25 protein-coding genes are annotated in these 25277 nt (G+C 70.3%); 12 read left to right on the top strand and 13 right to left on the bottom strand.

Annotated elements, in window-relative coordinates; translation table 11 throughout:
- Positions 1-2 precede the first annotated feature (2 nt).
- The 5 genes from ABLE93_RS04310 to atzD are packed head-to-tail and all read left to right on the top strand — an operon-like array spanning position 3 to position 5052.
- The gene (locus ABLE93_RS04310) at positions 3-794 is read left to right on the top strand and encodes an SDR family NAD(P)-dependent oxidoreductase (RefSeq protein ID WP_348838135.1); all 792 of its coding nucleotides are present in this window, start codon (positions 3-5) and stop codon (positions 792-794) included.
- Between the two features lie 9 nt (positions 795-803).
- Entirely contained in the window at positions 804-2261 is a 1458-nt protein-coding gene (gene allB, locus ABLE93_RS04305) for an allantoinase AllB (RefSeq protein WP_348838133.1), read from the top strand.
- The gene (locus ABLE93_RS04300; protein ID WP_348838132.1) at positions 2258-3100 is read left to right on the top strand and encodes an ABC transporter ATP-binding protein; all 843 of its coding nucleotides are present in this window, start codon (positions 2258-2260) and stop codon (positions 3098-3100) included. Before allB ends, ABLE93_RS04300 begins: the two co-directional genes overlap by 4 nt.
- On the top strand, positions 3097-3900 hold the full coding sequence (locus ABLE93_RS04295) for an ABC transporter permease (RefSeq protein ID WP_348838131.1): 804 nt from the start codon (positions 3097-3099) through the stop codon (positions 3898-3900). Before ABLE93_RS04300 ends, ABLE93_RS04295 begins: the two co-directional genes overlap by 4 nt.
- Positions 3901-3933: 33 nt before the next feature.
- Positions 3934-5052 (top strand): cyanuric acid amidohydrolase, encoded by a 1119-nt coding sequence (gene atzD, locus ABLE93_RS04290; protein ID WP_348838130.1) that lies wholly within the window; start codon positions 3934-3936, stop codon positions 5050-5052.
- A gap of 21 nt (positions 5053-5073) precedes the next feature.
- Here atzD and ABLE93_RS04285 read toward each other — a convergent pair whose 3' ends face one another.
- Together ABLE93_RS04285 and ABLE93_RS04280 are read right to left on the bottom strand one after the other, a co-directional pair.
- Positions 5074-7419 carry a CDC27 family protein gene (locus tag ABLE93_RS04285; RefSeq protein WP_348838129.1) on the bottom strand — a complete coding sequence of 782 codons (2346 nt, stop codon included), beginning with the start codon at positions 7417-7419 and terminating at the stop codon, positions 5074-5076.
- A gap of 94 nt (positions 7420-7513) precedes the next feature.
- Positions 7514-8500: an HAD family hydrolase gene (locus ABLE93_RS04280; RefSeq protein ID WP_348838128.1), complete on the bottom strand. Its 987-nt coding sequence runs from the start codon at positions 8498-8500 to the stop codon at positions 7514-7516.
- Positions 8501-8729: 229 nt separating this feature from the next.
- On the opposite strand from ABLE93_RS04280, the gene ABLE93_RS04275 reads away from it, so the two are divergent.
- Positions 8730-9533, top strand: coding sequence for a hypothetical protein (locus tag ABLE93_RS04275; protein ID WP_348838127.1), 804 nt, complete (start codon positions 8730-8732; stop codon positions 9531-9533).
- 13 nt (positions 9534-9546) lie between these two features.
- On the opposite strand, the gene ABLE93_RS04270 is transcribed toward ABLE93_RS04275, so the two are convergent.
- The 4 genes from ABLE93_RS04270 to ABLE93_RS04255 all read right to left on the bottom strand — a co-directional run bounded on the left by ABLE93_RS04270 (position 9547) and on the right by ABLE93_RS04255 (position 13281).
- Positions 9547-10488, bottom strand: coding sequence for an HlyD family secretion protein (locus tag ABLE93_RS04270; protein ID WP_348838125.1), 942 nt, complete (start codon positions 10486-10488; stop codon positions 9547-9549).
- The gene (locus ABLE93_RS04265) at positions 10485-10736 is read right to left on the bottom strand and encodes a DUF3302 domain-containing protein (protein WP_348838124.1); all 252 of its coding nucleotides are present in this window, start codon (positions 10734-10736) and stop codon (positions 10485-10487) included. The genes ABLE93_RS04270 and ABLE93_RS04265 overlap by 4 nt, the downstream gene beginning before the upstream one ends.
- A 53-nt stretch (positions 10737-10789) precedes the next feature.
- Positions 10790-11758, bottom strand: coding sequence for a SphA family protein (locus tag ABLE93_RS04260; RefSeq protein WP_348838122.1), 969 nt, complete (start codon positions 11756-11758; stop codon positions 10790-10792).
- 644 nt (positions 11759-12402) lie between these two features.
- A complete protein-coding gene (locus ABLE93_RS04255) occupies positions 12403-13281 on the bottom strand; it encodes a LysR substrate-binding domain-containing protein (protein WP_348838121.1) in 879 nt (292 codons plus the stop codon).
- Positions 13282-13378: 97 nt separating this feature from the next.
- On the opposite strand from ABLE93_RS04255, the gene ABLE93_RS04250 reads away from it, so the two are divergent.
- Positions 13379-13786 carry a tautomerase family protein gene (locus tag ABLE93_RS04250; RefSeq protein WP_348838120.1) on the top strand — a complete coding sequence of 136 codons (408 nt, stop codon included), beginning with the start codon at positions 13379-13381 and terminating at the stop codon, positions 13784-13786.
- Between the two features lie 65 nt (positions 13787-13851).
- Here the strand turns inward: ABLE93_RS04250 and ABLE93_RS04245 are convergent, their stop codons facing one another.
- Positions 13852-14511 (bottom strand): DsbA family protein, encoded by a 660-nt coding sequence (locus ABLE93_RS04245; RefSeq protein ID WP_348838119.1) that lies wholly within the window; start codon positions 14509-14511, stop codon positions 13852-13854.
- Between the two features lie 246 nt (positions 14512-14757).
- On the bottom strand, positions 14758-15258 hold the full coding sequence (locus tag ABLE93_RS04240) for a DUF721 domain-containing protein (protein WP_348838118.1): 501 nt from the start codon (positions 15256-15258) through the stop codon (positions 14758-14760).
- 65 nt (positions 15259-15323) lie between these two features.
- Between ABLE93_RS04240 and mutY the strand changes: the two genes are divergently transcribed.
- Complete coding sequence (gene mutY / locus ABLE93_RS04235) at positions 15324-16415, top strand: A/G-specific adenine glycosylase (protein ID WP_348838117.1); 1092 nt, start codon at positions 15324-15326, stop codon at positions 16413-16415.
- Between the two features lies 1 nt (position 16416).
- Here mutY and ABLE93_RS04230 read toward each other — a convergent pair whose 3' ends face one another.
- From ABLE93_RS04230 to ABLE93_RS04220, 3 genes are all read right to left on the bottom strand, one after another.
- The gene (locus tag ABLE93_RS04230) at positions 16417-17643 is read right to left on the bottom strand and encodes a site-specific DNA-methyltransferase (protein ID WP_510182963.1); all 1227 of its coding nucleotides are present in this window, start codon (positions 17641-17643) and stop codon (positions 16417-16419) included.
- Between the two features lie 236 nt (positions 17644-17879).
- Complete coding sequence (locus ABLE93_RS04225; protein ID WP_348838116.1) at positions 17880-18605, bottom strand: hypothetical protein; 726 nt, start codon at positions 18603-18605, stop codon at positions 17880-17882.
- Positions 18606-18740: 135 nt separating this feature from the next.
- Positions 18741-19661 (bottom strand): NAD(P)-dependent oxidoreductase, encoded by a 921-nt coding sequence (locus ABLE93_RS04220; RefSeq protein WP_348838115.1) that lies wholly within the window; start codon positions 19659-19661, stop codon positions 18741-18743.
- A gap of 97 nt (positions 19662-19758) precedes the next feature.
- Between ABLE93_RS04220 and ABLE93_RS04215 the strand changes: the two genes are divergently transcribed.
- Both ABLE93_RS04215 and ABLE93_RS04210 read left to right on the top strand, forming a co-directional pair.
- Complete coding sequence (locus tag ABLE93_RS04215) at positions 19759-20826, top strand: LacI family DNA-binding transcriptional regulator (RefSeq protein ID WP_348838114.1); 1068 nt, start codon at positions 19759-19761, stop codon at positions 20824-20826.
- Entirely contained in the window at positions 20823-21629 is an 807-nt protein-coding gene (locus tag ABLE93_RS04210; protein ID WP_348838112.1) for a TrmH family RNA methyltransferase, read from the top strand. Before ABLE93_RS04215 ends, ABLE93_RS04210 begins: the two co-directional genes overlap by 4 nt.
- Positions 21630-21631: 2 nt before the next feature.
- On the opposite strand, the gene ABLE93_RS04205 is transcribed toward ABLE93_RS04210, so the two are convergent.
- Complete coding sequence (locus ABLE93_RS04205) at positions 21632-22348, bottom strand: MgtC/SapB family protein (protein WP_348838111.1); 717 nt, start codon at positions 22346-22348, stop codon at positions 21632-21634.
- 151 nt (positions 22349-22499) lie between these two features.
- Between ABLE93_RS04205 and ABLE93_RS04200 the strand changes: the two genes are divergently transcribed.
- Together ABLE93_RS04200 and leuC are read left to right on the top strand one after the other, a co-directional pair.
- Positions 22500-22670 carry a hypothetical protein gene (locus tag ABLE93_RS04200; RefSeq protein ID WP_348838110.1) on the top strand — a complete coding sequence of 57 codons (171 nt, stop codon included), beginning with the start codon at positions 22500-22502 and terminating at the stop codon, positions 22668-22670.
- 95 nt (positions 22671-22765) lie between these two features.
- Positions 22766-24190, top strand: a complete 1425-nt coding sequence (gene leuC / locus ABLE93_RS04195; RefSeq protein WP_348838109.1) for a 3-isopropylmalate dehydratase large subunit — start codon at positions 22766-22768, stop codon at positions 24188-24190.
- A 61-nt stretch (positions 24191-24251) separates the two neighbouring features.
- Here the strand turns inward: leuC and ABLE93_RS04190 are convergent, their stop codons facing one another.
- Positions 24252-25256, bottom strand: a complete 1005-nt coding sequence (locus ABLE93_RS04190) for an MBL fold metallo-hydrolase (protein ID WP_348838107.1) — start codon at positions 25254-25256, stop codon at positions 24252-24254.
- Positions 25257-25277: the final 21 nt, after the last annotated feature.

Genomic DNA, 25277 nt, shown 5'->3' with positions numbered 1-25277 from the left:
CCATGGACCTCAACCTGAAGAACCGGGTCGCCTTCATCACCGGCCCCGCCAAGGGCATGGGCGCCGCCGTCACGCGGGCCTTCGCCGCCGAGGGCTGCCGTCTTGCCCTCGTGGGCCGCGACACCGCCGCCATCGCGCCGCTGGCCGACGAGCTGCGCGCGAGCGGGGTGGATCTCATCGTCATCGGCTGCGACCTCACCGACGCGGACGCCTGCCAGAAGGCGGCGGACAGCGCGGTGGCGGCGCTCGGCACCATCGACATCCTCGTCAATATCGCCGGCGGCTCCGGCCCCATCGGCAAGACCGGGGTGGAGACGACGGCGGCGGAATTCGACGACATCGTCACCTTGAACATGAACGGCTGCTTCCACACCATGAAGGCGTGCCTGCCGGTGATGATGGCGCAGCGCTACGGCAAGGTCGTGAACGTGGGCGGCACCTTCGGCATGCGCGGGCGCGCCGGGCGCATGGCCTATTCGGCCTCCAAATGGGGCCTTCGCGGCATCACCAAGAGCTTCGCGCTGGAGGTGGGCCAGCACAATATCAACGTGAACTGCGTCGCCCCCGGCATGGTCGACGGGCCGCGCTTCCGCGACAAGGTCTGCGCCGACATGGCGAAGAAGCTCAACATCACGCTGGAGGAAGCCATGGAGCGCCACGCCGCGGACTATGCCCTGAGGCGCGTGACCACCGACGAGGACGTCGCCAACGCCTGCCTCTTCCTTGCCAGCGACGTCTCGCGCCAGCTCACCGGCGTGGACCTGCCGGTGGACGGCGGCTGGGCGATGCTGTGAGGTGATGCCATGACCGAGCGCGCGCCCGACACCCTGCCTGCCGATCTCGTCATCCACGGCGGCATCATCGTCACCGGCGAGACCCAGTTTGCCGCCTCCATCGCCATCCGCGACGGGCGGATCTTCGCGGTGGGCGACGCCGCGGCCATGCCGGCGGCGCGCGAGACCTTCGACGCCGCGGGCCTCCATATCCTGCCCGGCGCCATCGACGTGCACGTGCATTTCCGCGATCCCGGCTACACCCACAAGGAGGATTTCGAGAGCGGCACCGCCGCCGCGGCCTTCGGCGGGGTGACCACCGTGTTCGACATGCCCAACACCATCCCCACCGTGGCCGATGCCGCTGCCCTCACCGCCAAGCACGCCATCGCGGCGTCCAAGGCGCATGTGGACTACGGCCTCTATGCGGTGCTCGGCGAGGACACCATCGACAAGGTGCCGGAGCTGGTGGAGGCCGGAATCATCGGCTTCAAGCTCTACATGGGCAACACCTTCGGCCGCATCCCGACGCCCTCCACCGGCGCCATGCTGGAGGCCTTCGAGGTGGTGGCGCCCACCGGCAAGCGGGTGTCGCTCCACGCCGAGACCAATTCCGTGATGGAGCGCCGGCAGCGGCAGCTGGTGGAGGCGGGGCGCACCGATGCCCTCGCCCACCTCGCCTCCCGCCCCGCCGTTGTGGCCGTGGAGGCGGTGGCCCGCGCCGCCATCCTCGCGGAATGGACCGGAGCGCGGATCCACGTGCTGCACATCTCCTCCGCCGCCGAGCTCGGCCCGCTGCGCGACGCCAAGGCGCGGGGCGTGGACATCACCGGCGAGACCTGCCCGCACTATCTGATGCTGGGCGCCGAGGACTACGCCCGCTGGGGCGGCATCATCCGCGTCAACCCGCCGGTGCGCGAGGCGGCGAACCAGCAGCCCCTGTGGGACGCGCTGGCGGACGGCACCATCGACATGATCGCCACCGACCACGCCCCCCACACGCCGGAGGAGAAGACCCGCGCCGAGATCTGGAGCGTGGATTGCGGCTTCCCCGGCGTCGAGACCCAGATGCCGCTGATGCTCACCGAGGTGGCGAAGGGGCGCTACAGCCTCAGCGACTACGTGCGCTGGAGCGCGGTGAACCCGGCCAGGATCTGGGGCCTCTACCCGCGCAAGGGCGTCATCCAGCCCGGCGCCGACGCCGACCTCGCCTTCGTGGACATGGGCCGGACCTGGACGATCCGCGACGCCGACCTGAAGTCGCGCTCCAAGGTCTCCCCCTGGGACGGGCGCGACGTGACCGGGATGCCGGTGCACACCATGGTGCGCGGCCGCTTTGTGGTGAAGGACAGGGCTCTGCAGGCCGACACCAAGGGCCACGGGCGCCCGGTGCACACCTTCCAGCAGATGCCCGCCGCGGCGCCGCGCCACGCCGACCAGACCATCGCCGCCGCGACCGCCGTCGTCGCCCCGGGGGCGGCGGCATGATCGCGCGCGCGGAGAGCTTCATCGAGCTCCAGAACGTCACCCTGAGCTACGGGCGCGGCGAAGCGCGGATCGACGCGCTCGGGGAAACCTCCCTGCGCGTCGGGCCCGGCGACTTCGTCGCCCTGGTCGGGCCCTCGGGCTGCGGCAAGTCCACCATCCTCAAGCTGGTGACCGGCCTGATCCGCGCCTCCACCGGCTATGTCTACGTGGCGGGCCGTGAGGTGGGCGCGGAGGCGGTGCGGGTGGGCATGGCGTTCCAGAACCCGACCCTTCTGCCCTGGCTCACCATCCGCGACAACGTCATGCTGCCGCTGAAGATCGTGCCGCCCTTCCGGGCCGAGTACCGGGCCAAGCGCAAGACCGAGTTCCGCGACCGCGCCGATGCGCTGCTGGAGCAGGTGGGGCTCAAGGGCTTCGCCGAGCGCTTTCCCTGGCAGCTCTCCGGCGGCATGCTCCAGCGTGCCTCCCTGTGCCGGGCGCTGGTGCATGATCCCCAGCTGCTCATGCTCGACGAGCCCTTCGGCGCGCTCGACCAGTTCACCCGCGAGGAATTGTGGGCGATCCTCCAGGACCTGTGGCTGACGCGCCGGCCCACCGTGCTGCTCGTCACCCACGACCTCAAGGAGGCGGGCTACCTCGCCAACCGGGTCTGCGTCATGCGCGCGCGCCCCGGTGAGATCATCGAGGACTGCACGGTGGACTTCCCCCGCCCGCGCACCATCGAGATGACCTATGCCCCGGCCTTCGTCTCGCTCTCCCAGCGGCTGCGCGAGCTCATCGTCTCGAACCGGGGCACCGCCACGCCGGTCCGGCTGGCACCAGCGGAGGCGGCATCGTGAACGCCAACATCGAGAGCGCCCCCCGCTTCAGCCTCGCGACGCGCCGCCGCCTCGCTTCGACGGCGGTGATCGTGGGTTTCTTCGTGGTGTGGGAGGTGGTGTGCCTTGCCTTTCACGTGAAGGAGATCGTGCTGCCGCGGCCGACCCAGATCATCGCGGCCCTCATCACCTATGCGCCCGCCATCTGGCCCCATGCGGTGCAGACCCTTTCCACCACGCTGGCGGGCTTCGGCCTCGGCATCCTGGCGGGGACGTTCCTCGGCGCGCTGATCGGCTCCTCGCGGCTGGCCTATGACGCCGGCTATCCGCTGCTCATCGGCTTCTCGTCCATCCCCAAGGTGGCGCTGGTGCCCATCTTCGTGCTGTGGTTCGGCGCCGGCACGGTGCCGGCCATCCTCACCGCCATGATCATGAGCATGTTCCCCATCGTGGTGAACGTGGCGGCGGGCCTTGCCACCACCGAGCCGGAGCTGGAGGACGTGATGCGCGCCTGGCGCGCCAGCAAGCTCGACATCCTGATGAACGTGGGCCTGCCGCGCACCATGCCCTACTTCTTCGCCTCGCTGAAAGTGTCCGTCACCCTCGCCTTCGTCGGCGTGGTGATCGCCGAGACGGTGGCGTCCAACCGGGGCATCGGCAATCTGATGATGATCGCCTCCTCGTCCTTCGACGTGCCGCTGGTGTTCGCCGGCCTGCTCATCCTCGCGGTGATGGGCGTGTCGCTCTACGCCATGTTCTCGCTCATCGAGAGCCGCGCCATCGGCTGGGCGAAGCGCAAGGACGACATCGCCCTCGGCTGAGCCTCTTTCCCCCTCGTGTTTCAGGATCGTTCCATGCCCGTGGCCAGGGTCCACCGCATCGCCGCGGCCGCGCCGGATGACACGTCCGGCATCGAGGCCGCCATCGCCGCCGGACACATCGACCCGGGCGGCATCCTCGCCGTGTTCGGCAAGACCGAGGGCAACGGCTGCGTCAACGACTTCTCCCGCGGCTTCGCGGCGAAGTCGCTGGAGCTGATGCTGCGCCGGCACATCGGAGCGGCGGCGTCCGAGGTCTGCCTCGTCATGTCGGGGGGCACGGAGGGCGGCATGTCCCCGCACTTTCTGGTGCTGGAGCGCATGGAGGCCGGGGAGGGCGCAGGCCCCGCGCTCGCCATCGGCCGCGTCCACACGGCCGATCTGCCGGCCGAGCAGCTGGGCCGCCTCGGGCAGGTAGAGCAGGTGGCGCAGGCGGTGCGCGCGGCCATGGCGCAGGCGTCCATCACGCGGCCGCAGGACGTGCATTTCGTCCAGGTGAAATGCCCGCTCCTGACCCTCGCGCGCATCGCCGAGGCCAAGGCGCGGGGCGCCGACACCGCCACCGCCGACACGCTGAAATCCATGGGCCTGTCGCGCGGCGCGAGCGCGCTCGGCATCGCCGTGGCGCTGGGCGAGATCGACAGCGCGCAGCTCTCGGACGCCGCCGTCTGCGCCGACCTCTCCTTGTGGTCCGGCCGGGCGAGCTGCTCCAGCGGCATCGAACTGATGGGCCACGAGGTGGTGGTGCTGGGCATGGCCGAGGCCTGGTCCGGCCCGCTCGCCATTGAACACGCCGTCATGCGGGACGCCATCGACGTGGCGCCGGTGCGGGCCGCGCTCCTGCGCGCCGGGCTCGACGCCGACGCCCTTGCCGCGGGCGACGGCGAGGGGCCCGCAGACGGGCAAGGCGAGGGGCTCGTGGCCCTGCTCGCCAAGGCCGAGGCGAGCCGCAGCGGCCTTATCCGCGGCCGCCGCCACACCATGCTGGACGACAGCGACATCTCCTCCACCCGCCACGCCCGCGCCTTCGTCGCCGGGGCGCTGGCGGGGCTGGTGGGATGCACGGACATCTACGTGTCCGGCGGGGCCGAGCATCAGGGCCCCGACGGTGGCGGCCCGGCAGCGGTCATCGTGCGCCGCCGCGCTTCGGCCTGACGGCGCCCGCCGGCCTTCCGCTCAGCGCAGGCGCGCGGCGAGGCGCGCGATCTCGGCATCGTCCGGCCGCAGCAGCGCGAGCTTGGCGGCGGCATCGCGGGCGCGGGCCACGTCGCCGGCGCCGAGCGCGCTGTTGAGCGCGAGCATGAGGAGATCGGCATCGTAGGGCGAGCGGCGCAGCGCCGCGCTGGTCACGGTCGCGGCCTCCTTCGGTCGACCGAGGGACTGGAGCGCCACTGCGTAGACATAGGCATAACGCGGCGTTTGCGGCTCCAGCTCATAGGCCCGCCGCAGCTGGTCCAGCGCCTCGGCATAGCGCTTCTGGCGGATGAGCCCGAGGGCGAGAGCGTGCCTTGGGGCAGCCGCGCCGGGATTGGCCTTGATGGAGCGTTCCAGAACGTCCTGCGCCTCGCGTTCGCGCCCCGTGACGCGGTAGAGATCGGCGAGGTTGACGGCCAGCGCCGGCAGGTCCGGCTGGAGCTTCAAGCCGGCGCGGAACTCGGCCTCGGCGCCCGCCACATCCCCACGCCGCAGCAGGAAGCCGCCCAGGTTGGAGCGCCCCTCCGGCCGGTCGGCATTGAGGCGCTGCGCCGCCTCATAGGCGCGGAACCCGGCGGCGAGCAGGTCGCGGTCGGCGGCGGAGAGGCCGGCCAGGGCCTGGTCGGCGAGCTGGTTCGCCACTTCGATGCGCACCCCGGCCACCGGATCGGCGAGGAGCGGCGAAAGGCGGCGCCAGCGCATGTCGGGGGGCTGGCCGGCCATGGCCTGCACCGCCGCGATGCGCACCAGCGGATCGGGATCGGCCAGCGCCTTCTGCACCGCCTCCTCCGTCGCCATGGCGGGAAGGGCGCGCAGCTCGTTCACCGCCGTGGCGCGGACGATGGCCGGGGTTTCCACCGTCGTGGCGAGGCGGATCAGCCCCTCGCGGGCGGCGGGGTCGCCCCGGCGCGCCTCGTGGAACGCCTGCGCCCAGGTCTGGAAGCCCTTGCGCTCGGGGCCGTGCCAGCGGGCAATGGCCTCCGCCGCCCAGCCCGCCGATTTGTCGGCGTGGCAGTCTGTGCACGCATTCGGCGTGCCGAGGCGGGCGGAGAGGTCGGGCCGCGGGATGCGGAAGGAATGGTCGTGCCGCTTGTCCACCACCATGTAGGTGCGCGCCGGCATATGGCAGGAGATGCAGTCCGGCGCCTTCGGCCCCGGCGCATGGCCGGTGTGGGCCTCGGATGCGAATTTTTCCGGCAGATGGCATTGGGCGCACACCGTGCTGCCGGGCGCGCGCAGCGTGGCGGAATGGGGCTCGTGGCAGTCGCCGCAGGTGACGCCGCGGGCATACATCAGGCTCTGCTTGAAGGAGTGGTCGTTGAAGACCTCGTCCTGCATGGTGCCGTCGGCCTCGAACAGGCCGGCGGAGAGGAAGGTGGGCAGGTGGGTCTGCGTCAGCGGCGCGCCGGGCCGCCAGTCTTCGGAGAAGATGCCACGGCGGGCATGGCAGCGGGCGCAGGTCTCCACCATGTCCCCGGCCGGGCGCGCCACGCCGTGGGCCGGGCTGCCGGTGGCCGGGTCGATGGCCCAGTCCGCCGCCGGGCGAACGGCAGCGACCGAGGCGAAGCCCTTGTGCGGCGTCTGCCCGTCGCGCTTGCCGGCGGCCCAGTCCACATGGCCGCGGGCCGGGCCATGGCAGGCCTCGCAGCCGATGCTGATCTCGGAAAACTGCGTGTCGAAGCGGTTCGCGGCGGCATCGTAATTCTTGCGCAGCGCCGTCGAGTGGCATTCCGCGCACATGAAGTTCCAGTTCTGCTGCATCCCGGTCCAATGCAGGACGTCCGAGGGCGCGATCGCCTGGTCCGGATAGAGATGGAACCAGCGCTGGCCGCCCTCCGCCGCCGGTCGCGTGTCGTAGGCGAAGGGCAGGGCCTGGCGGCGCCCGTCCGGGAAGGTCACGAGATATTGCTGCAGCGGATGGACGCCGAAGGTGTCGGTGATCTCGAACGCCGCCGTTTTCCCGTCCGCGCCCTCGATCTCCACCATGTATCGCGCACCGTCGCGGAAGAAGCGCGCCGCGCTGCCCTGGTGGGTGACGCGCGCGTCATCGAAATTGCCGAGCACCGTCTGCGGCTCGGCGCGGGCCATGGCGTGGGCGTGCTGGGAGGACAGCCAGGCGCGCGTCTCCTGCGCGTGGCAGTCGGCGCAGGCGGCGGAGCCGACGAAGCCTTGGGGCGCCACCTCGGTCAGCGCACCGATGCCGCCGGGACCGAGCGCGGTGGGCATGCGCTGGGCGGAGAGGCCGCTCGCCAGGGCGATGACCGCGGCGGCAAGGATGCCGGCCGCGAGCGCTGACGAGCAGGCCCCAAACACCCCGCGGAACGACATGCGGCCTACCTTTGAAATGCTACGTGGGGTTCGTCGCGAGCCCCACGCTCCCGCGCGCTGGAAGCGGAGGCGGCAGGGTGCGGCGCCCTGCGGCCTACTTTGCCGGCGCGAAGATGGTCTTCCAGTCCTTCTTCATGTCGACCACCGTCCATCCTTGGCCGGCCGCCAGATCGAGCGCCTTGTCGAGGCGGCCGACGGAGGACTGGCGGTCGTAGGCGTATTCGCGCTCCGCATCGGTGTGGTGAACGATCAGGCCGAAGCGCGGTCCCTCGCCGGCGGTGGTCCATTGCAGCATCTGCAGGTCGCCGTCCGAATTGCCGAAGGCGGCGATGGGGCGCTGGCCGATGTGCTGGTTGATGCCCACGGGCTTGCCCGGGCCGTCGTCGATGAAGTTCATCGAGGGCTCGCGCACAAGCGTGGGCTTGCCGTCGACCATGTCGAACCTGGTCTTGATGCTCGAGCCCACCACCTGGGCCGGCGGCACGCCGTAGACCTTGTCCGCCCAGGGGCGCATGAACTCGATGCCGCCGCCGGAGACGATGTAGGTCGTAAAGCCGTTGTCGCGCAGATAGGCGAGCAGCTCCAGCATGGGCTGGTAGACGAGCTCGGTGTATTTCCGCTTGAAGCGCGGGTGCCGGGCCTCGTCGAGCCAGCTGGCGACGATCTTGTGGAAGTCCGCCGGCGTCGAGCCCGCGTGGGTGACCATCACCAGCTCGATGATGCCCTTTTCCCCGGCGGCGGCGAGGGTCTTCATGTCGCCGTCGATGGCCGCCTTCAGCACCGGATTCTGCCGCCATTCCGGGTGCTGCGGCGCCAGCGCCTTCACCCGCTCCAAGGCGAAGGCGAGCTGGGTGTACATGGGCTGCTCGACCCAGAGGGTGCCGTCATTGTCGAAGACGGCGATGCGCTCTTCCGGGCGGACGAAATCCGGGCTTGCGGGATCGCTCACCTTCTTCACGAAGGTCTCGATGGCGGTCTTGGCGGGGCCGTCGTTCCACGACGGCAGCGCCTGCGCCAAGGCTGCCCCGCTCCAGGACATGAGCAGTGCCGCGCAGAGGGCGGCGCGCGCGAGAAGCGTCATGGCTCACTCGTCTCCTGTGATCCTGCCGCAGACGTTCGACCGGACTCGACTTCACGTCAACGCAGAAGATCGTGCGGCACTGCAAAATAACCTACCGTGATACAGTAAAAACCCTGGATCGCGCCGGCGTCCGCCGGTCGACGTGAGCTGCGCCGGCGAAGGACTGGCGCCACGGCAGAAAGCGGGCTACCTGCAAAGCCGCACGGATATCCGGCTCGAGGGGACGGCCATGGGCGTGGCGCTGACGATTGCCGAATTCAGCATGGCCGCATTCGGCTTTCTTCTGTTCATTGCCCAGCTCGCGGCGCACCGCATCGGCCTGTGGATCGGCGCGCGCCACGCGGCGTGCCAGCCCAATCCGGAAGCGGTCGGCGTGGTGGTCGGCGGCATGCTCGGCCTGCTCGCCTTCGTGCTGGCGCTGACCCTGTCCTTCGCCAACAGCCGCTTCACCGAGCACCGGCAGGGCGGCCTGGAGGAGGCCAACGCCATCGGCACCGCCTGGCTGCGGGCCAAGGCCGTGGGCGGGCCGCGCGGGGAGGCGATCGCGCAGCTGCTGGGCGAGTACGGCCAGCTGCGCGCCGATTTCGTCAAGGCGGACCGCGACCAGACGCTGATCGACGCCCTCAACCAGCGCTCGGGCGTCCTGCAAGGGCAGATGTGGGGGCATGTCACCGCCATCGTGCGCGAGCAGCCCAATCCGGTGACCAGCGCGCTGATGACGGCGCTGAACGACACGTTCGACGCCGGCACCAAGGAGCGCTTCGCCTATCACATCACCCTGCCGCCCCAGCTGTTCTGGCTCCTCATGGGCCTGACGCTGCTGAGCATGGGGTGCCTCGGCTACCAGTTCGGCCTCAAGCACCGCTCGTTTCCCGTGCTGGTCCTCATCCTCACCCTCATGTGGACATGGGTGATCGTCGAGATCCTCGATCTCGCGTCGGCACGCCTCGGCTCCATCCGCACGGGGAGCGCGGTCTACGACTGGACGCTCCAGGGCTTCAAGGGCGGCGTCATCGTCCCCGAACTCCCGTGAGCGGCGGCGGCGTCTAGAACGGCACCACGTAGTTCAGCAGCGCCTTCTGGCGCAGCATCACCTTGCGGATCACGTGGGTGACCTTCACATGCTCGGTGTAGATGGCGGCCTCGCCGGTGCTGCCCGCCGGCAGCCGCGCGGCCAGCGCGGGGTCGGCCAGCGCGACCCGCACGACGAAAGGCAGCGTCGTGGTGTCGAGGGGGCCGATGGCGCTGCCGGACGGGGCGTTCTGGCCGGTGGCGACCGCCTGCAGCACGGTCTCGACCTTGCAGTCGAACACCTCGCCCGGCAGGAACTTGAACGTCACCTCGCACGTCTGCCCGGGCGCGATGTAGCGCGCGGAGATCTGCGGCACCTCCAGCAGCAGGATGGTGGCCGACGTGTCGATGAAGGCCATCACCGGCGCAACCGCAAGGTTCGACACGCGCGCGCCCTTGCGCAGGGCGACGTTGGTGACATAGCCGTCGGCCGGCGCGCGGACCGTGGTCTTGTCCAGGTTCCACGTCGCGCCGTCCACCTGCGCCCGCAGGGCGTCCACCTCGCTCTGGCGCTGCTCCACGTTGAACTCGGGCGCGGCTTGCTTGCTCGCCAGCTCCTGCATCTGGCCGAGCCGCAGCTCGGCGAGCTTCAGCTGGGCGTTGAGGGCGTCCAGCTGGGCCTGAAAGGGGGCCGGGTCGATGCGGAAGAGCACGTCGCCGGCCTTCAGCGGCGTGTTGGGCACGGCCGGAACGTCGATCACCTCGCCGGATACGCTCGGCACGATCGCCACCGACTGCCGGCCGGCGACGACGGTGCCGGACGGCGCGCCCCAGCCCATGGGGATGAAGAAGGCGACCAGCAGAAGGATGAGGAAGAGAATCGGCGAGAGCTTCCAGAACAGGTTGCCCGGAATGATCTTCAGCCAGATCAGCGCCACCAGGACGGCGATATAGGCATTGAGCAGAAGGACGATCATTTCGCGATCTCCTGCTTGTTCGCCGGCCGCGCCGGCACGTCCACATAGGCCCAGATGAAGGCGACCGGCCACAGGACGAAGCCGAAGATGAGCGTCACCCATCCCGCCACCGAGACCGCCTGCGCCCAGGGATGGCCCCGCCGGCGCGCGACATATCCCGGCGCCATGCCGGCGATGACGAAGACGGCCACCACCGAGGCGATGGCCACGACGAAGACGATGACGGCGAAGATGTCGAGGGCCCCCATGGCATCGCTCCCGATTTGCCCGGCATGCCGCCGGCCGGCACCCCGCCGGTGGCTTACTTGGTCAGCGCGATGGGGAAGGCGACCGTGCCGAAGCCCGCCACGCCCTCCAGGCGATTGACCACGTCGAACTCGCGATAGACGCGCACGCGGGTGGAGATGGGTGTGCCCGCGAGCTCGAAATTGTACGCGACCATGCCGCCGAGCGCGGTCACGCGCCCCTCGAAGGCGCCGAGCCGCGCCCCCGGGCCGCTGTCGCCCGTGATCTGGTCGTAGAAATAGCCGACGAGCCCCACCGTGAACTGCTTGGTGAGGGATTTCGTCACCGCCCACTCCAGATGGAATTCGGTGCCCGTCGTGTATTCGGTGACGTCGTTGGTGCCGTTGAAGGTGATGCCCGCGGCGGCGGAAATCTCCCAGCCGCTGGTCGGGTCGAGCCAGGTGACGGCGGTGGAAAGATCGGTCGCCAGGCGGTGGAAGGCGAGGTTGGCGATCTCCCCCTCCCGATAATCGCCGACGGGGATGTTGAGCAGCGCCGCAACGTTCCAGTGCCAGTTGCCGGAGTGCCAGCCGAGCGCCATGGAGGCCACCGGATCGCCCATAATGAAGGCGCTGTCGCTGACCCGGCGGCCCACGGGGTCGACGCCCGCGGGATTGAGGAGGACGCCCGCGGTCACCTGCGGCTGGCCGACGGGCAGGATCAGGCCGACGGCGAGGCTTCCGCCGAGCACCTGCTCGGGCAGGACCCAGGTGGCAGTGACAAGCTCCGCGACGATGTCGGCGCTCACCTGGCCGAGGATATTCCCGCCCGAGGGCAGCTCTTTGCTCGCTCCAAGGCTGCCGTTGTAATAGAAGGTGTCGCTCTGCAAATAGAAGCCGGGCGGCGGCACATAGCCGGCCATGGGGCCGCGGCCGCCGAGCATGTAGAAGCCCACACCATTCTCCGCGCCCTGCGCGGCACCGCAAAACCCGCCGAGCGCGGCAAGCCCGAAGACGGCGGCCTTCTGCAAAGATCCCTTCCGCATGGCGTTTCCCCCGGCTGATCTGAAGCGGCGAGGCGCCTCTTGCCGCGCCTCTGCTGCACTTTACGCGTTGGCCATCTGCAGAAATTCTGGGAGCCCCGTGGGCCTGTGGAACCGTACATCGGCGGACAAGACCGCGCGGGCTGCCAGAACCGCGCCGACCGGCGCGACGTCCGGGAATCGGAAACTGCAGGCGGTGGGCGCCGAGTTGCATTCGGCTACCGTGCGGATCGTGGTCAAGGGAAGGGGCGGGCACTGTGTCATTTTACCTTGCCTCCCTGTGCTTATTGCTCCGACACACATGTAATATCACGTTCCGGAGCATAGCATCACCCCGTCCTGCAATCTGAAGTGCTGTACAGTCCAGTCGCAACAGTGCTGAGCGCTTGAGCTAGGCGCGGCTTTACCATCGTTTTCCCAATTTGCGACAAGACTAAACTGATTGGTCAGTGTGCGGCGCGGCATGGGCCGGCGGCAGGCGGGCGCGACCGAACGCCGAGGGGCCGGCGCCAGTCGATGTCGTCGATGCGAGAGAAGATCCCCATGCCGTCGCTGCCACCCAGCGTGCGGGGCGGCGTGACCGGCGGCGCCATCAGCCGCGCAATCGCAGAAGCCGTAAAGCGCAGCTGCGCTTGGCGCGCCGGGGACTAGGCCACGGCGTAGAGCGGATGCTCCCGGCGCAATTCCTCCTGGAGGATCTCCTCCACCTTCTGGAGGGCCGGCGGACGGGCGCCGGGGCGGCCGTAGACCATGAATTCCACGTCGGGCAGCGCCGCCCGGTCGAGGTCGGCCACCACCGCGAGGTCGGGCCGAAGCGCCCGCGGCGAGCGCACCGTGACGCCGATGCCGGCGCCCACCGCCGCCATGAGCCCGGGCAGGCTGGGGCTGGTGAAGGCGATGCGGAAGGGCCGGCCGGCGGCATTCAAGGCGGCGATGGCGGCGCTGCGGCACACGCACGGATGCTCGAACATCACCAGCGGCACGGGGGCTTCCCGATCGAGCCGCAGATGGCGGGCGGCGATCCACACCATGGGCTCGCGCAGCAGCAAGGTGGCCGGCAGATCGCATTCGTTGCGAAAGCCCACGGCGAGGTCCAATTCCTCGGCCCGCAGCATGTCCAGCATGGTGACGGTGCCGCAGACCCGCACCGTGATGGGGGCCTGTGGAAAGCTCGCCGACAGGCGGAAGAGGATGCGCTGCATCACCTGCTCGCCCACGTCCTGCAGGAAGCCGAGCCGCAGCGGCTGGGCGAAGGCGCCGTGGACGTGCTGGGTGAGGATGCGGTCGTTGAGATCGAGGAGCCGGCGCGCATCCTCCAGGAACGTGCTGCCACGCGGCGTCGGCGACACGCTGCGGCCGCGCCGCTCCAGCAGGGCGAAGCCCACGGCCTCGGCCAGCCGGTCCATCTGCAGGCTGACCGCCGACTGGCTGCGTCCCACCTTGCGCGCCGCGGCGGAGATGGAGCCGAGGTCGGCCACGGCGGCGAAACTGCGGATGAGATCGAGGTCGAGATTACGGAGCATCATATGAGATTAGCAAATCCGAGAAATTTTAGAATTCAATTTTTCTCATGCAATCGGACCACGTAGGGTTGCGCCCATTCCGCTCCTTGAGGAGATCGCCATGCCGATCCTGAACGTGAAATTGTCCGGCCCGCCCGACGACGCGCTCGCCGCCGAGGTCGCCGCCACCCTGTCCGCCCTCACCGCCCGCATCTTGCGCAAGGACCCAGCCCTCACCGCGGTGGCGGTCTCCTTCGTGCCGGCGGAGCACTGGTTCGTCGGCGGTCCGGCGCTGTCGGCCAAGAAGCGCTCGTCCTTCTTCCTCGACATACTGGTGGTGGACGGCACCAACACCAAGGACGAAAAGGCCGCCTATCTCGATGCGGTCTATGCCGCCATGGCCGGCCTGCTACCGAACCTCGATCCCGAGAGCTACATCCTGGTGCGCGAAGTGAAGGCCGATGCCTACGGCTACGGCGGGCGCACCCAGGAGAGCCGCTATGTGGAGAAGAAGCTGAAGGCTGCCTGAAACGCGAAAGGCCGGCGCTGTGGGCGCCGGCCTTTCCCAAAGCGACGCCGTGCGGCGCGATCAGATCATTTGCCGGCGAGAAGCGGGCCGAGCTCCTTGTCCCACTCGGCCATGCCGAGGGCACCCGACAGCTTCTTGCCATTGATGAAGAAGGTGGGGGTTGCGTTCACGCCCAGCTCCTTGTTGGCGTAGAGGGCGCTCTCCTGCACCTTCTCGCCGAGCTGCTGGTCGGTCAGGCACTTTTCGAAATCGGCCTGGCTCATGCCGGCCTGCTTGGCGACGGCGAGGAGGCCGGCGGCCGGGTCGGTGCTGTAGGCCCAGCTCTTCTGGGTCTCGAACAGGGTCGACACCATGGGGAAATATTTGTCCTCCGGCATGCAGCGGGCCAGCATGAAGCCTGCGGTCGCCACCGGCTCGAAGGGGAATTCGCGGAAGATGAAGCGCACCTTGCCGGTGTCGATGTATTTCTTCTTCAATTCCGGGAAGGTGGTGGTGTGGAAGGCGGCGCAGTGGCTGCACGTCATCGAGGCGTATTCCACCACGGTGACCGGCGCCGTGGCGCTGCCCAGCGCCTTCTCGGGAAGCGGGCTCGCCGCAGCCGCCATCAGCTTGGCCTGATCCACCGTCTGCGCCGCGGCCGGATCGAACGAGAGGGGCAATCCGAGCCCGGCGGCGAGGGCGGCGAGGCCGGCTCCGACCAGGAAACGGCGGCGATCGAGAATCATGGACATCTCCGGATGATCCGGCGCCGGCCGACCGGCCGGGCGCCGATCGCAACGCTGGATTCGTTGAACTTGCAGCACCGCGGAGGCCGAAGCGGCAGGCGCCGCCTCATCTTGCGCCGCCCCTGTCGCCGCCGCCCCTTGGTAAAATCCATGGCGCTCTATCATGTCGCCCATGTGGCGGCAAAGTCCCGCGCGATCACAGCTCGGTCAAGACGGCGCGGCGCCCCTCGCCGGCGAGCGCTCGCGTCAGCCGCCGCGCTCGCGGCGCACCAGCGCACCGAGGCGGGCGAGGGAGGCGGCGAGGGCCTCGTCCTCGAACGCGCCGATTTCCTGCCGCACGGCGGCGAGGGTGGCCCCATCCGGCTTGGGGGGCAGGGGCGGCGGCGCATGGCGCTGGGGCACCGGCCCCTGCCTCAAGGCCATGCGCCCGACGCAGCGCCAGCCGAAATAGGCGTTGATGCGCTCCACCACAACGGCGGCGGCGTATTGCAGCTCGATGGCGTAGGCGCCTTCCACCCGCACCACGAGGGTCGCGGCGGCGCCGTCCTCCTTCGGCCATTGCAGCTTGAGCGGGACGCAGCGCGGGGCGAGGTCCGGCCCGACGATCTCGTCCCAATGGGTCACCACCTCCACCACCGAGAAGCCGGCCTTGCCGCACAGGTCGCTGATGCCCGGCGCGACGAAGTCGGCAAGGGGGCGGGGACCGGGACGCGGGCCATTGCGGCGTCGGGAGGCGGGCTTGTTCACAGATGCGACCGATTGGGAGGCGCGCCGCCCTTGTGGCGACGCCCCGGCGCGGCCACCTTGGCCGCATGACATCCTCTTCCCCCGCGCGTCCCGCCGCAAGGGCGGCTGCGTCCGGCACCGTTTCGCCCGAGCCCGAGGCGCTCCTCGCCTGGTACGACCGCCACCGCCGTCGCCTGCCGTGGCGGGCGGAAGGCGGGCGCCGCGCCGATCCCTACCACGTCTTCCTCTCGGAGATCATGCTCCAGCAGACCACGGTGAAGGCGGTGGGACCCTATTTCGGCCAGTTCCTCGCCCGCTGGCCGACGGTGGCGGACCTCGCCGCCGCGCCGCTGGAACAGGTGCTCTCGGCGTGGGCGGGGCTTGGCTATTATGCCCGGGCGCGCAACCTGCACGCCTGCGCCCAGGCGGTGGTGGAGCGCCACGGCGGCCGCTTTCCCGCCGATGAGGCAGCGCTGCTCGATCTGCCCGGCATCGGCCCCTATACCGCGGCGGCCATCGCCGCCATCGCCTTCGACCTGAAGGCGAGCCCGGTGGACGGCAATATCGAGCGGGTGGTGGCGCGGCTCTATCGGGTCGAGACGCCGCTGCCGGCAGCCAAGCCCCGCATCAAGGCCCTCGCCGCGGCGCTGACGCCGCCCGCGCGGCCCGGCGATTTCGCCCAGGCGATGATGGACCTCGGCGCCACCATCTGCACGCCGAAATCCCCCGCCTGCTCGCTCTGCCCGTGGATGGCGCCCTGCGCAGCGCGGGCGGCGGGCGATCCCGCGCGCTTTCCGGTGAAGGCGCCGAAGGGGGAGAAGCCGCGGCGGGCCGGCGTCGCCTTCCTCGCCGTGCGGGCGGATGGAGCGGTGCTGCTGCGCACCCGGCCGGACAAGGGGCTTCTGGCGAAGATGACCGAGGTGCCCTCGACCCCCTGGGGCCCGGAGCCGGAGACGCCGGATGTGCACGCCCCGCTCGCCGCGCGCTGGCGGGCTGTGCCGGGAGCGGTGGAGCACGTCTTCACCCATTTCGCGCTGACGCTGCGGGTGCTGCGCGCGGAGGTGCCGGCCGGCACCCTCGCCCCGGAGGGCCACCGTTGGGTGCAGCCCGGCGGCTTCGATGCCGAGGCCCTGCCTTCGGTGATGCGCAAGGTGCTGGCCCATGGGCGGGCCGCATAGGCTATTCGGCGGCGATGCCCATCTCCGCCCGCAGACGGGCGCGCAGCATGTCGATAGGATGGCGGCGGCCTTCCTCCTCCACATGCCAGAAGGTCCAGCCGTTGCAGGCCTCCGCCCCCTGCGCCTTGGCGCCGACGCGGTGGATGGAGCCGACATTCTGCCCGTCCGACAGAGCGATGGTGCCGTCGGCGCGGACCACGGCGCGGAAGCGGCCCTTGGCGTCGGTGAGCTCGGCGCCGGGGCTGACGAAGCCGCGCTCCACCAGCGCCGAGAAGGCGACGCGCGGTGCTTCCCGCGCGCTCGGCGGCGCGACCAGCGCCGCCTCGGGCAAGGGCTCGATGGCGTCGATGCGGGCGCGGGCGGCCGCGGCATAGGCCTCCTCCCGCTCGATGCCGATGAAGCCGCGGCGCAGGCGCTTCGCCACCGCCCCGGTGGTGCCGGAGCCGAGGAAGGGGTCGAGCACCACGTCGCCGGGCTTGGTGGCGGCCATGAGGATGCGGGCGATGAGCGCTTCGGGCTTCTGGGTCGGGTGCAGCTTGCGCCCGGCGGCGTCCTTCAGCCGCTCCTGGCCGGTGCAGAGGGGGAACAGCCAGTCCGAGCGCATCTGAACGTCGTCGTTGCCGGCCTTCAGCGCCTCATAATTGAAGGTGTAGCGGGCATCGGCGCTGCGGGCGGCCCAGATCAGGGTCTCGTGCGCATTGGTGAAGCGCCGGCCCCGGAAGTTGGGCATGGGGTTCGCCTTGCGCCAGATGATGTCGTTGAGGATCCAGAAGCCGAGATCCTGCATCATCGCGCCGACGCGGAAGATGTTGTGATAGGAGCCGATGACGAACAGCGTGCCGTCGGGCTTCAGCGCCCGCCGCGCGGCGAGCAGCCAGGCGCGGGTGAAGGCATCATAGGCGGCGAAGCTCTCGAACTGGTCCCAGGCGTCGTCCACCGCGTCGACGCGGCTTTCGTCCGGCCGCTTCAGCTCGCCGCCGAGCTGGAGATTGTACGGCGGATCGGCGAAGACGAGATCGACGCTGCCGGCCGGAAGGCCGGCCATGGCGCGGATGGAATCGCCGCACAACACCTGATTGAGGGGAAACGCTTCCGATGCCGGCCCCGCATCCGGCGCGCGGGGCGCCGGACTACGGGTGGCCGCCAAGGGGGCGGGATCGGGATACTCGAGACGAACGCCCGACCGGCGCACCGTCCGCCCGGCCGCCCCCTTGGCCACACTACGCATGACGCAACCCTACGCAACGCTTACGCACGAGCTGCAGAATGGCGGTGAGGGGTTAAGGGCGGGTGAAGGGGTTCGGCGACGGCACAAGTCTACTTCATCTGCGGCAGAGAAAATTCAAACAGACAGCCGGAAAGCTGTTCTTTACCAAATCTTGATCTGCAACAGGGCCGACATGTCCCCGCCGCGCCGGGGCATGTCCGTCTTGGGTCGCGGGCCGAAGGCCCCTCAGCCCGGCCTCACGGCATGCTTTCGCAGCCGACCTTGCCGCGGGAGAGTTCCTTCAGCGTGCCGTCGGGCGAAACCAGAACTTCGCTCGCATAGGTGAGAATGCTGGGGTTGTCCTTGGGCGCTTTGGTCTTCTTGTAGGCGGCGGCGCAGATCTTGGCGTCGGGGATCTGCTGGGCCATGTCCTTCGGCACCTGCTCGTTCATGACGAGGCTCGCCCAGCAGCGCGCCGCGCTCTGGAAGAGGGAGCAGGGGGCGTTGACGCCGCGCAGGTAGGACAGCTTCAGCGCGCCGTTCTCCAGCATCACCTTGCGGGCCGCGCCGTCGCCGTAGACCGCATCCTTGAACACGGCCGCGCCGGTCTTGGCGTTGATGACGACGAAGTCGGCGGCGCCCTGGGCGTCCATGGCGCCGAAGAACAGGAAGGGCCCCTTGCGGCCCTCGAAGAACATGTTGTCCAGCGCGACCGGGATGGCGCCGGGCACGGCAGCCGTGGTGCAGGCGGCGCCGGCGGGCAGGATCTGCGGCGGCTTCGAGGTCGGGCCGTCCAGCAGCTCGCGAACGGTGAGGTCGCCGAAGCTGGTGCAGCGCACCTCGTCCGGCTCGGCGTCGGACTTCGGCGGCAGCTCCTTCACCGCCGTGGGCGGATCGAAGGCCGGCGCGCTCCACCCCGGAGCGGCGCCGGCGAAAAGCAGGCCGGCCCCGAGCACGAGCGCGGTGGCAAGACCATAGGGCATCCGCCGGGCCGGCCGAACGGCCCGGATGCTGGTGGCACAAATCATCATTTCCCCCCAGGGACAGCCCGGAAACGGGCCCGGCGCACGCTAGCCGAAGCGGGAAAGGCCCGCCACTCCCGGCCTTCGGGCGCCGGGCTATTCCGCCGCCTTTTTCCGCTCCTCCACCGTGGGCACGCCGTTCATCTGCGCCACCACGTCGGCGATCTGCGGCACGTTCTTGGAGCCGCTGCCCAGCCCCTCGGCGGTGGCGTAGAGGTTCTTCACCGTGGCGCTGAGGAAGGCCGCCGCGCCGGTGTTGGTGGCGAGGTTGGTGACGTAGCGCATGTCCTTGTGGGCGTTGGCGATGGTGAAGCGGTGGGCGTTCACGTCGCCGTCCAGGGCATAGCCCATGAAGGTCTGGTAGAAGCCGCAGTCCATGCGCCCGCCGCGGATGACCGAATCGAACACCTGCGCCGTCACCCCCACCTTGGCGCCGATGGCCAGCGCCTCCGAATAGATGGCGGCGTAGCCGAGCGAGAGGAAGTTGTTGAGCAGCTTCATGGTGTGGCCCGCGCCCGGCGCGCCCACCCGCACGATGCGGCTGGCGAAGGCGCCGATCACCGGCTCGATCACCGCGAAGGCGGCATCGTCCGCGCCCACCATGGCCGACAGCGCGCCCGACTCCGCCTGCACCGGCGTGCCGCCCAGCGGCGCGTCGCAGAAGGCGATGCCGCGCCCGGCCAGCTCTGCGGCGAGGGCGATGGTCAGCGTCGGCTCGGAGGTGGAGGTGTCGATGATGTGAAGGCCGGCCTTGGCCGTCGCGAGGATGCCGCTCTCGCCGCGCAGCACCGCCTCCACCTGCGGCGCGCCTGTCACGCACAGGACGATCACGTCGCAGTCCGCCGCCATCTCGGCCGGGCTTTTCACTTCGCGGGCGCCCTTCGCCACCAGGTCCTCGACCGGCGCGCGGTTGCGATGGCCCATGACGGAAAGCGGGAATCCCTTGGCCAGAATGTTCTTCGCCATGCCGTGGCCCATGAGACCGACACCGATGAACCCCACGCGCACGTCACCCATCGCTTCCTCCCCGTTTTCATTGCTGTGGACGTTAAATCGTTTAGCATGGCCTAAAGGACGGCGCGAGACGCGACAGATCCGGTTATAGGGAGGGCCCATGGACGAGACGCTTCCCGCTCAGGCCGGTGCGCCCATTGGCAAGGTGACGCTCCAGGGCCTCGCCCGCGAACTTGGGCTATCCACCGCCACCATCTCCCTCGCGCTGCGGGACAGCCCCATGGTCGCCGAGGCGACGCGGCTGAAGGTGCAGGAGGCGGCGCGGGCCCGCGGCTACGTGGCCAATCGCGGCGCCGCCGCGCTGCGCACCGCACGCACCAACATCGTGGCGCTGGGCCTGCACGACATCGTCAACCCGTCCTTCACCGAGCTGCTCGCGGCGGTGGAGGATGCCCTCTCAGATGCCGGCAAGACGGTGCTGCTCGGCGTCAGCCAGGAGGACGTGGAACGCCAGACCCGCACCCTCGGGACCCTGGCCGAATATCGCCCCGACGCCTTCCTCGTGTCGCCGGCCGCCCACACGCGGGTGGAGGACCTGAAAGCGCTCGCCTCCACCGGCATCGCCGTGGTGCAGGTGACGCGGGAGATCGAGGGCTCGGGCTTCGATTTCGCCGGCTCGGATGACGTGGCCGGCGTCGCTCTGGGCGTCGCCCATCTGGTGGAGCTTGGTCACCGCCGAATCGGCATGATCGGCGGCTACGGCGCCATTTCCACCGGCCGCAAGCGATTCGCCGGATACAAGGCGGGCCTCGCCGCGGCCGGCATCGCCTTCGACCCGGCGCTGGTGATGGAAGGGCCGGGCTTGCGGGACGAGGGCCGCAAGGCCATGGCGCGCCTTCTGGCGCTGGACGAGCCGCCCACCGCCGCCGTGTGCTTCAACGATCTGTCGGCCTTTGGCGCGCTCATGGAATTGCAGGCCGCCGGCCTCACCGCCGGCCGCGACTTCTCCCTCGTCGGCTATGACGACATCGAGGAGGCGAAGGTCTGGCACCCGCCGCTCACCACGGTGCACACCTTCATCCCCGAATACGGCCGCGCCGCCGCCGGCCTCGCCCTGAAGCGCATCGCCGATCCCGGCCGGCCGGTGGAGCGGGTGGAGATGGCGCCGAAGCTGGTGCTGCGCGCTTCCACCTGTGCCCCCGTGCCGGTCAAGCGCCGGCCTTCATGATCCTTGCCGTCGAGGCGGCGGACGACCCGCGCCTGTCCGATTATCGCGACGTGCGCGAGCGCGACCTCGTGGGCCGCCGCGGCCTGTTCATGGCCGAGGGCGAGGTGGTGCTGCGCCTGCTCGCAGGTCAGCTGGGGACGCGCGGCGGGCACCGCCTGCGCTCGGTGCTGCTGTCGCAGGTGCAGGCGGCCCGGCTCGGCGACCTGATCGCCCGCCTGCCGGACGATCTTCCCGTCCTCGTCGCCGGGCAGGAGGTGATGGATCAGGTGGTGGGCTTCCATATCCACCGCGGCATCCTCGCGGTGGGGGAGGCGCGGCCGCGGCCCGAGGCGTCCGCCCTGCTCGCCGGGCTCGGCCCGCGGGCGCTGGTGGTGGCGGCCCTCGGCCTCACCAACCACGACAATATGGGCGGCATCTTCCGCAACGCGGCGGCCTTCGGCGCCGACGCGGTGATCCTCGACGGCGCCTCGTGCGATCCGCTCTACCGCAAGGCCATCCGCGTGTCCGTGGGAGCGAGCCTCGTGGTGCCGTTCGCCCGGGTGGCCGATGCGGGGGAACTGCTGGAGCTGCTCGCCGCCAATGGCTTCGCCGCCGTGGCGCTCTCGCCCTCGGGCCGCGAGCCGCTTTCGCGCCTCGTGCGGCCGCCGCGGGTTGCCGCCCTGTTCGGCACCGAGGGGCCCGGCCTGCCGCCGGCGCTGATGGAGCAGGTCCGCACCGTCGCCATCCCCATGGCGGCGGGCTTCGACAGCCTCAACGTCGCCACCACCTCGGGCATCGTGCTGCACCACCTTGCGGGTGTGTGAGCCTATTCCTCGGTGGTGCTCTCCCAGGTGGCGTGGCGCACGCCCGGGAGCTGCTCCAGCCGCTCGACGACGCCGTCGAGCTCGGCGGGGTCCACCGCCGTGCTCACCAGCTTGGCCACCAGCACCGCCGTATAGTCCGGGCCGGGCTGCTCCTCCACGTCGCCCACCGGATAGCGGGATTCCTCCAGCGCCTCGATGAGGCGGTCGCGCAGGGCGCTCAGGGCGGGGGTGTCCACGGTCAGGCGCACCTCGTAGCTCACTTCGGAGGTGCGCTCGTCCAGCGGCAGGCGGTCGATGGCGCGGGCGACCGGGCGCAGCACCGTGTTGCCGGCGATGATGATGAAGGTGATGAGCATCGCCTCGGCCAGCATGTCGGTTCCGGCGCAGCTGCCCACGGCGGCGGAGCACCACAGGGTCGCCGCCGTGTTGAGGCCGCGCACGTTGAGGCCTTCCTTCATGATGACGCCGGCGCCGAGGAAGCCGACGCCGGTGATGACGTTGGCCACCACGCGCATGGCGTCGGTGGGGCCGCCGATGCGCGAGGCGAGGTCGGCGAAGGCGGCGGCGCCCACCGCCCCCAGCACGTTGGTGCGCAGCCCCGCCGTGCGCTGGCGATACTGCCGCTCGGCGCCGATGAACGTGCCGAGGATGAAGGCGGCGGCAAGGCTCACCACCGTGTCGAGAAAGGAAGCCGCATCGAAAGTCGCGATGAAGCGCACGCCGTCCCCCTGCCGTCGCTCCGGCGGTGCGCCGGCCGCGTTTCCCTCGCCGGACCGCGCCGCCAGGGCAAGGGGAAAGCCCGGATGCGAACGTTTTCACAGCTTCGCGCGCCTGATTGTCGCGGCAGCGTGGAACTGCTAAAAACCCGCCATGTCTTACGCGTGCGTGCCGTTCCTGATGCCGAGCCGGGTGGCCTTTTGCGCCGCCGGGCCGTTCGCGCGCACCACGATGGAGTTCGCGGCGGTGCCCGACCACGTGCGCCTGCCCGGCCGCTTCTTCGGTCGCTTCACGACCGCCGCCTCGGCCCAGCTTCGCGGCTGACGCCCGCTTCCGCCGAAGCCCGCTCCGACCGCAGCCATTTCGAGACCCGTCCGGCCGCCCTGACGCGCGCCGGCCTCTCCTCAGGACAGGACACCATGAACGCACCCGCGAACGGCCCCAAGACCCTGTACGACAAGATCTTCGACGACCATGTCGTTTCCCGGCAGGACGACGGCACCTGCCTGCTCTACATCGACCGCCATCTGGTGCATGAGGTGACGAGCCCGCAGGCCTTCGAGGGCCTGCGCATGACCGGCCGCAAGGTGCGCGCGCCGCAGAAGACCCTCGCCGTGGTGGACCACAACGTCCCCACCACCGACCGCACCCTGCCGAACCCGGACCCGGAGAGCGTCGCCCAGATCGCCGCGCTGGCCGAGAACACCCGGGAGTTCGGCGTCGAATATTATGACGGCTTCGACCAGCGCCAGGGCGTGGTGCATGTGGTCGGCCCCGAGCAGGGCTTCACCTTGCCCGGCACCACTATCGTCTGCGGCGACAGCCACACCTCCACCCATGGCGCATTCGGCGCCCTCGCCCACGGCATCGGCACGTCCGAGGTGGAGCACGTGCTCGCCACCCAGACGCTGATCCAGAAGAAGGCGAAGAACATGCGCGTCACCGTCTCCGGGCCGCTGCCCGAAGGCGTCGGCGCCAAGGACGTGGTGCTCGCCATCATCGGCACCATCGGCACGGCGGGCGGCACCGGCTACGTCATCGAATACGCGGGCGATGCCATCACCTCCCTCTCCATGGAAGGGCGGATGACGGTGTGCAACATGTCCATCGAGGGCGGTGCCCGCGCCGGTCTGGTGGCGCCCGACGAGAAGGCGTTCGAGTATCTCAAGGGCCGGCCGAAGGCGCCCGCGGGCGCCGACTGGGACGCGGCGGTGCGCTTCTGGCAGACCCTGCGCTCCGACGAGGGCGCGCATTTCGACGCCGAGATCCACATCGACGGCGCGAACCTGCCGCCCATCGTCTCCTGGGGCACCAGCCCCGAGGACGTGATCTCGGTGGAAGGCCTCGTGCCCGATCCCGCGCTCATCGAGGACGAGGGCAAGCGCGCCGCCAAGATCCGGGCGCTGGGCTATATGGGCCTCTCCGCCGGCACCAGGATCACCGACATCACCATCGACCGGGCCTTCATCGGCTCCTGCACCAACGGGCGCATCGAGGACCTGCGGCAGGCGGCGGCCATCGCCCGCGGCCACAAGGTGAGCCCGAACGTCTCCGCCATGGTCGTGCCGGGCTCCGGCCTCGTGAAGGCGCAGGCCGAGGCCGAGGGCCTCGACAAGATCTTCATCGAGGCGGGCTTCGAATGGCGCGAGCCGGGCTGCTCCATGTGCCTCGCCATGAACGCCGACCGCCTCGGTCCCGAGGAGCGCTGCGCCTCCACCTCGAACCGCAATTTCGAGGGCCGCCAGGGCTTCAAGGGCCGCACCCATCTCGTCTCGCCCGCCATGGCGGCCGCGGCGGCCATCGCCGGCCGCTTCGTCGACGTGCGCCAGTGGCCGAAGGCCTGAGCGCCTTTCTTCTCTGAACAAGGACGGCCGGGCCTCGCCCGGCCGTTTTCGTATCCGGCCCTCACTCCGCCATCTGGTAGGTGAGGGGCAGCCAGCGATAGGCGCCGCCCTGCCGCTCCACATAACCCACCGAGGGGAACGACGTGTGATAGCCCACCACCGCGATGCGGTCGGTGGCGGCCATGTCGTAGATGCGTTTGCGGGTCGCGGCGCCCTGCGCCTTGTCCATGTCGAACAAGGCGTGCCACTCGGGATGGGCCAGCGATGCCACCTCATGGTGGGCGCAATCGCCCCAGACGAGCAGGCGCTTCCCGGCGTTCTCCACATGGAAGGCGAGATGGCCGGGCGTGTGCCCGAAGGCCGCCACCGCGTGGATGCCGGGCACGATCTCCCCGCCGGGACGGACCTGTGTGACGCGATCGGCGAAGGGGGCGAGGTTGCGGGCGAACACCTGCGCGGTGGCGCGTTCCAGGCTGTCGGGGGCTGCCGCGCGCCGGTCCGGCGCGGCCCAGAAGGAATATTCCGCCGCGCCGATGACGTAGCGGGCGTTGGGAAACACCTCCTGGCCCGCCTCCACCAGCCCGCCGATGTGGTCCACATGGGCGTGGGACAGCACCACCACGTCCACCTGGCTCGGCGCATAGCCTGCGGCGGCGATCTGCGCGGCGAGCCATCCCCCGTTGGGCCGGGGGATGAAGCCGTCGGCGCCGTTGCCGGCGTCGAACAGCACAAGCTCCTGTCCGGTGTTCACGAGCGTCGGGGTGAAGCCCGGACGGAAGCGTTTTTCCGGCAACAGGCTGGCGCGCATCAGCGCCGCCACCTCCTCGGGGGTCCGGTCCTCGCCGACGATGGGCCACGGCCCGTCGATCATGGCGGCGGCATCGAGCAGGGTGGTCACCTCGAACGCCCCCAGCCGGAAGCGGAACGGCGTGACGGGGAGCGCGCCGCGCTGGGGCGCCAGTGCGCGCGCCCGGCCCGGGTGCAGCAGGGCCGGAGCGGCGAGGGCTGCGGCGAGAAGGGCGCGGCGGCTGGGCGCGCCGGCGCGGGCGGGCGGAGACGGGGCCATGGCGTGCTCCGGGGCCTGTTT

The organism is Xanthobacter pollutisoli (genome assembly GCF_040044995.1).
GTDB lineage: Bacteria > Pseudomonadota > Alphaproteobacteria > Rhizobiales > Xanthobacteraceae > Xanthobacter.
The sequence above is the reverse complement of the archived record's forward strand: the minus strand, read 5'-3'. Positions and strand labels throughout refer to the sequence as shown.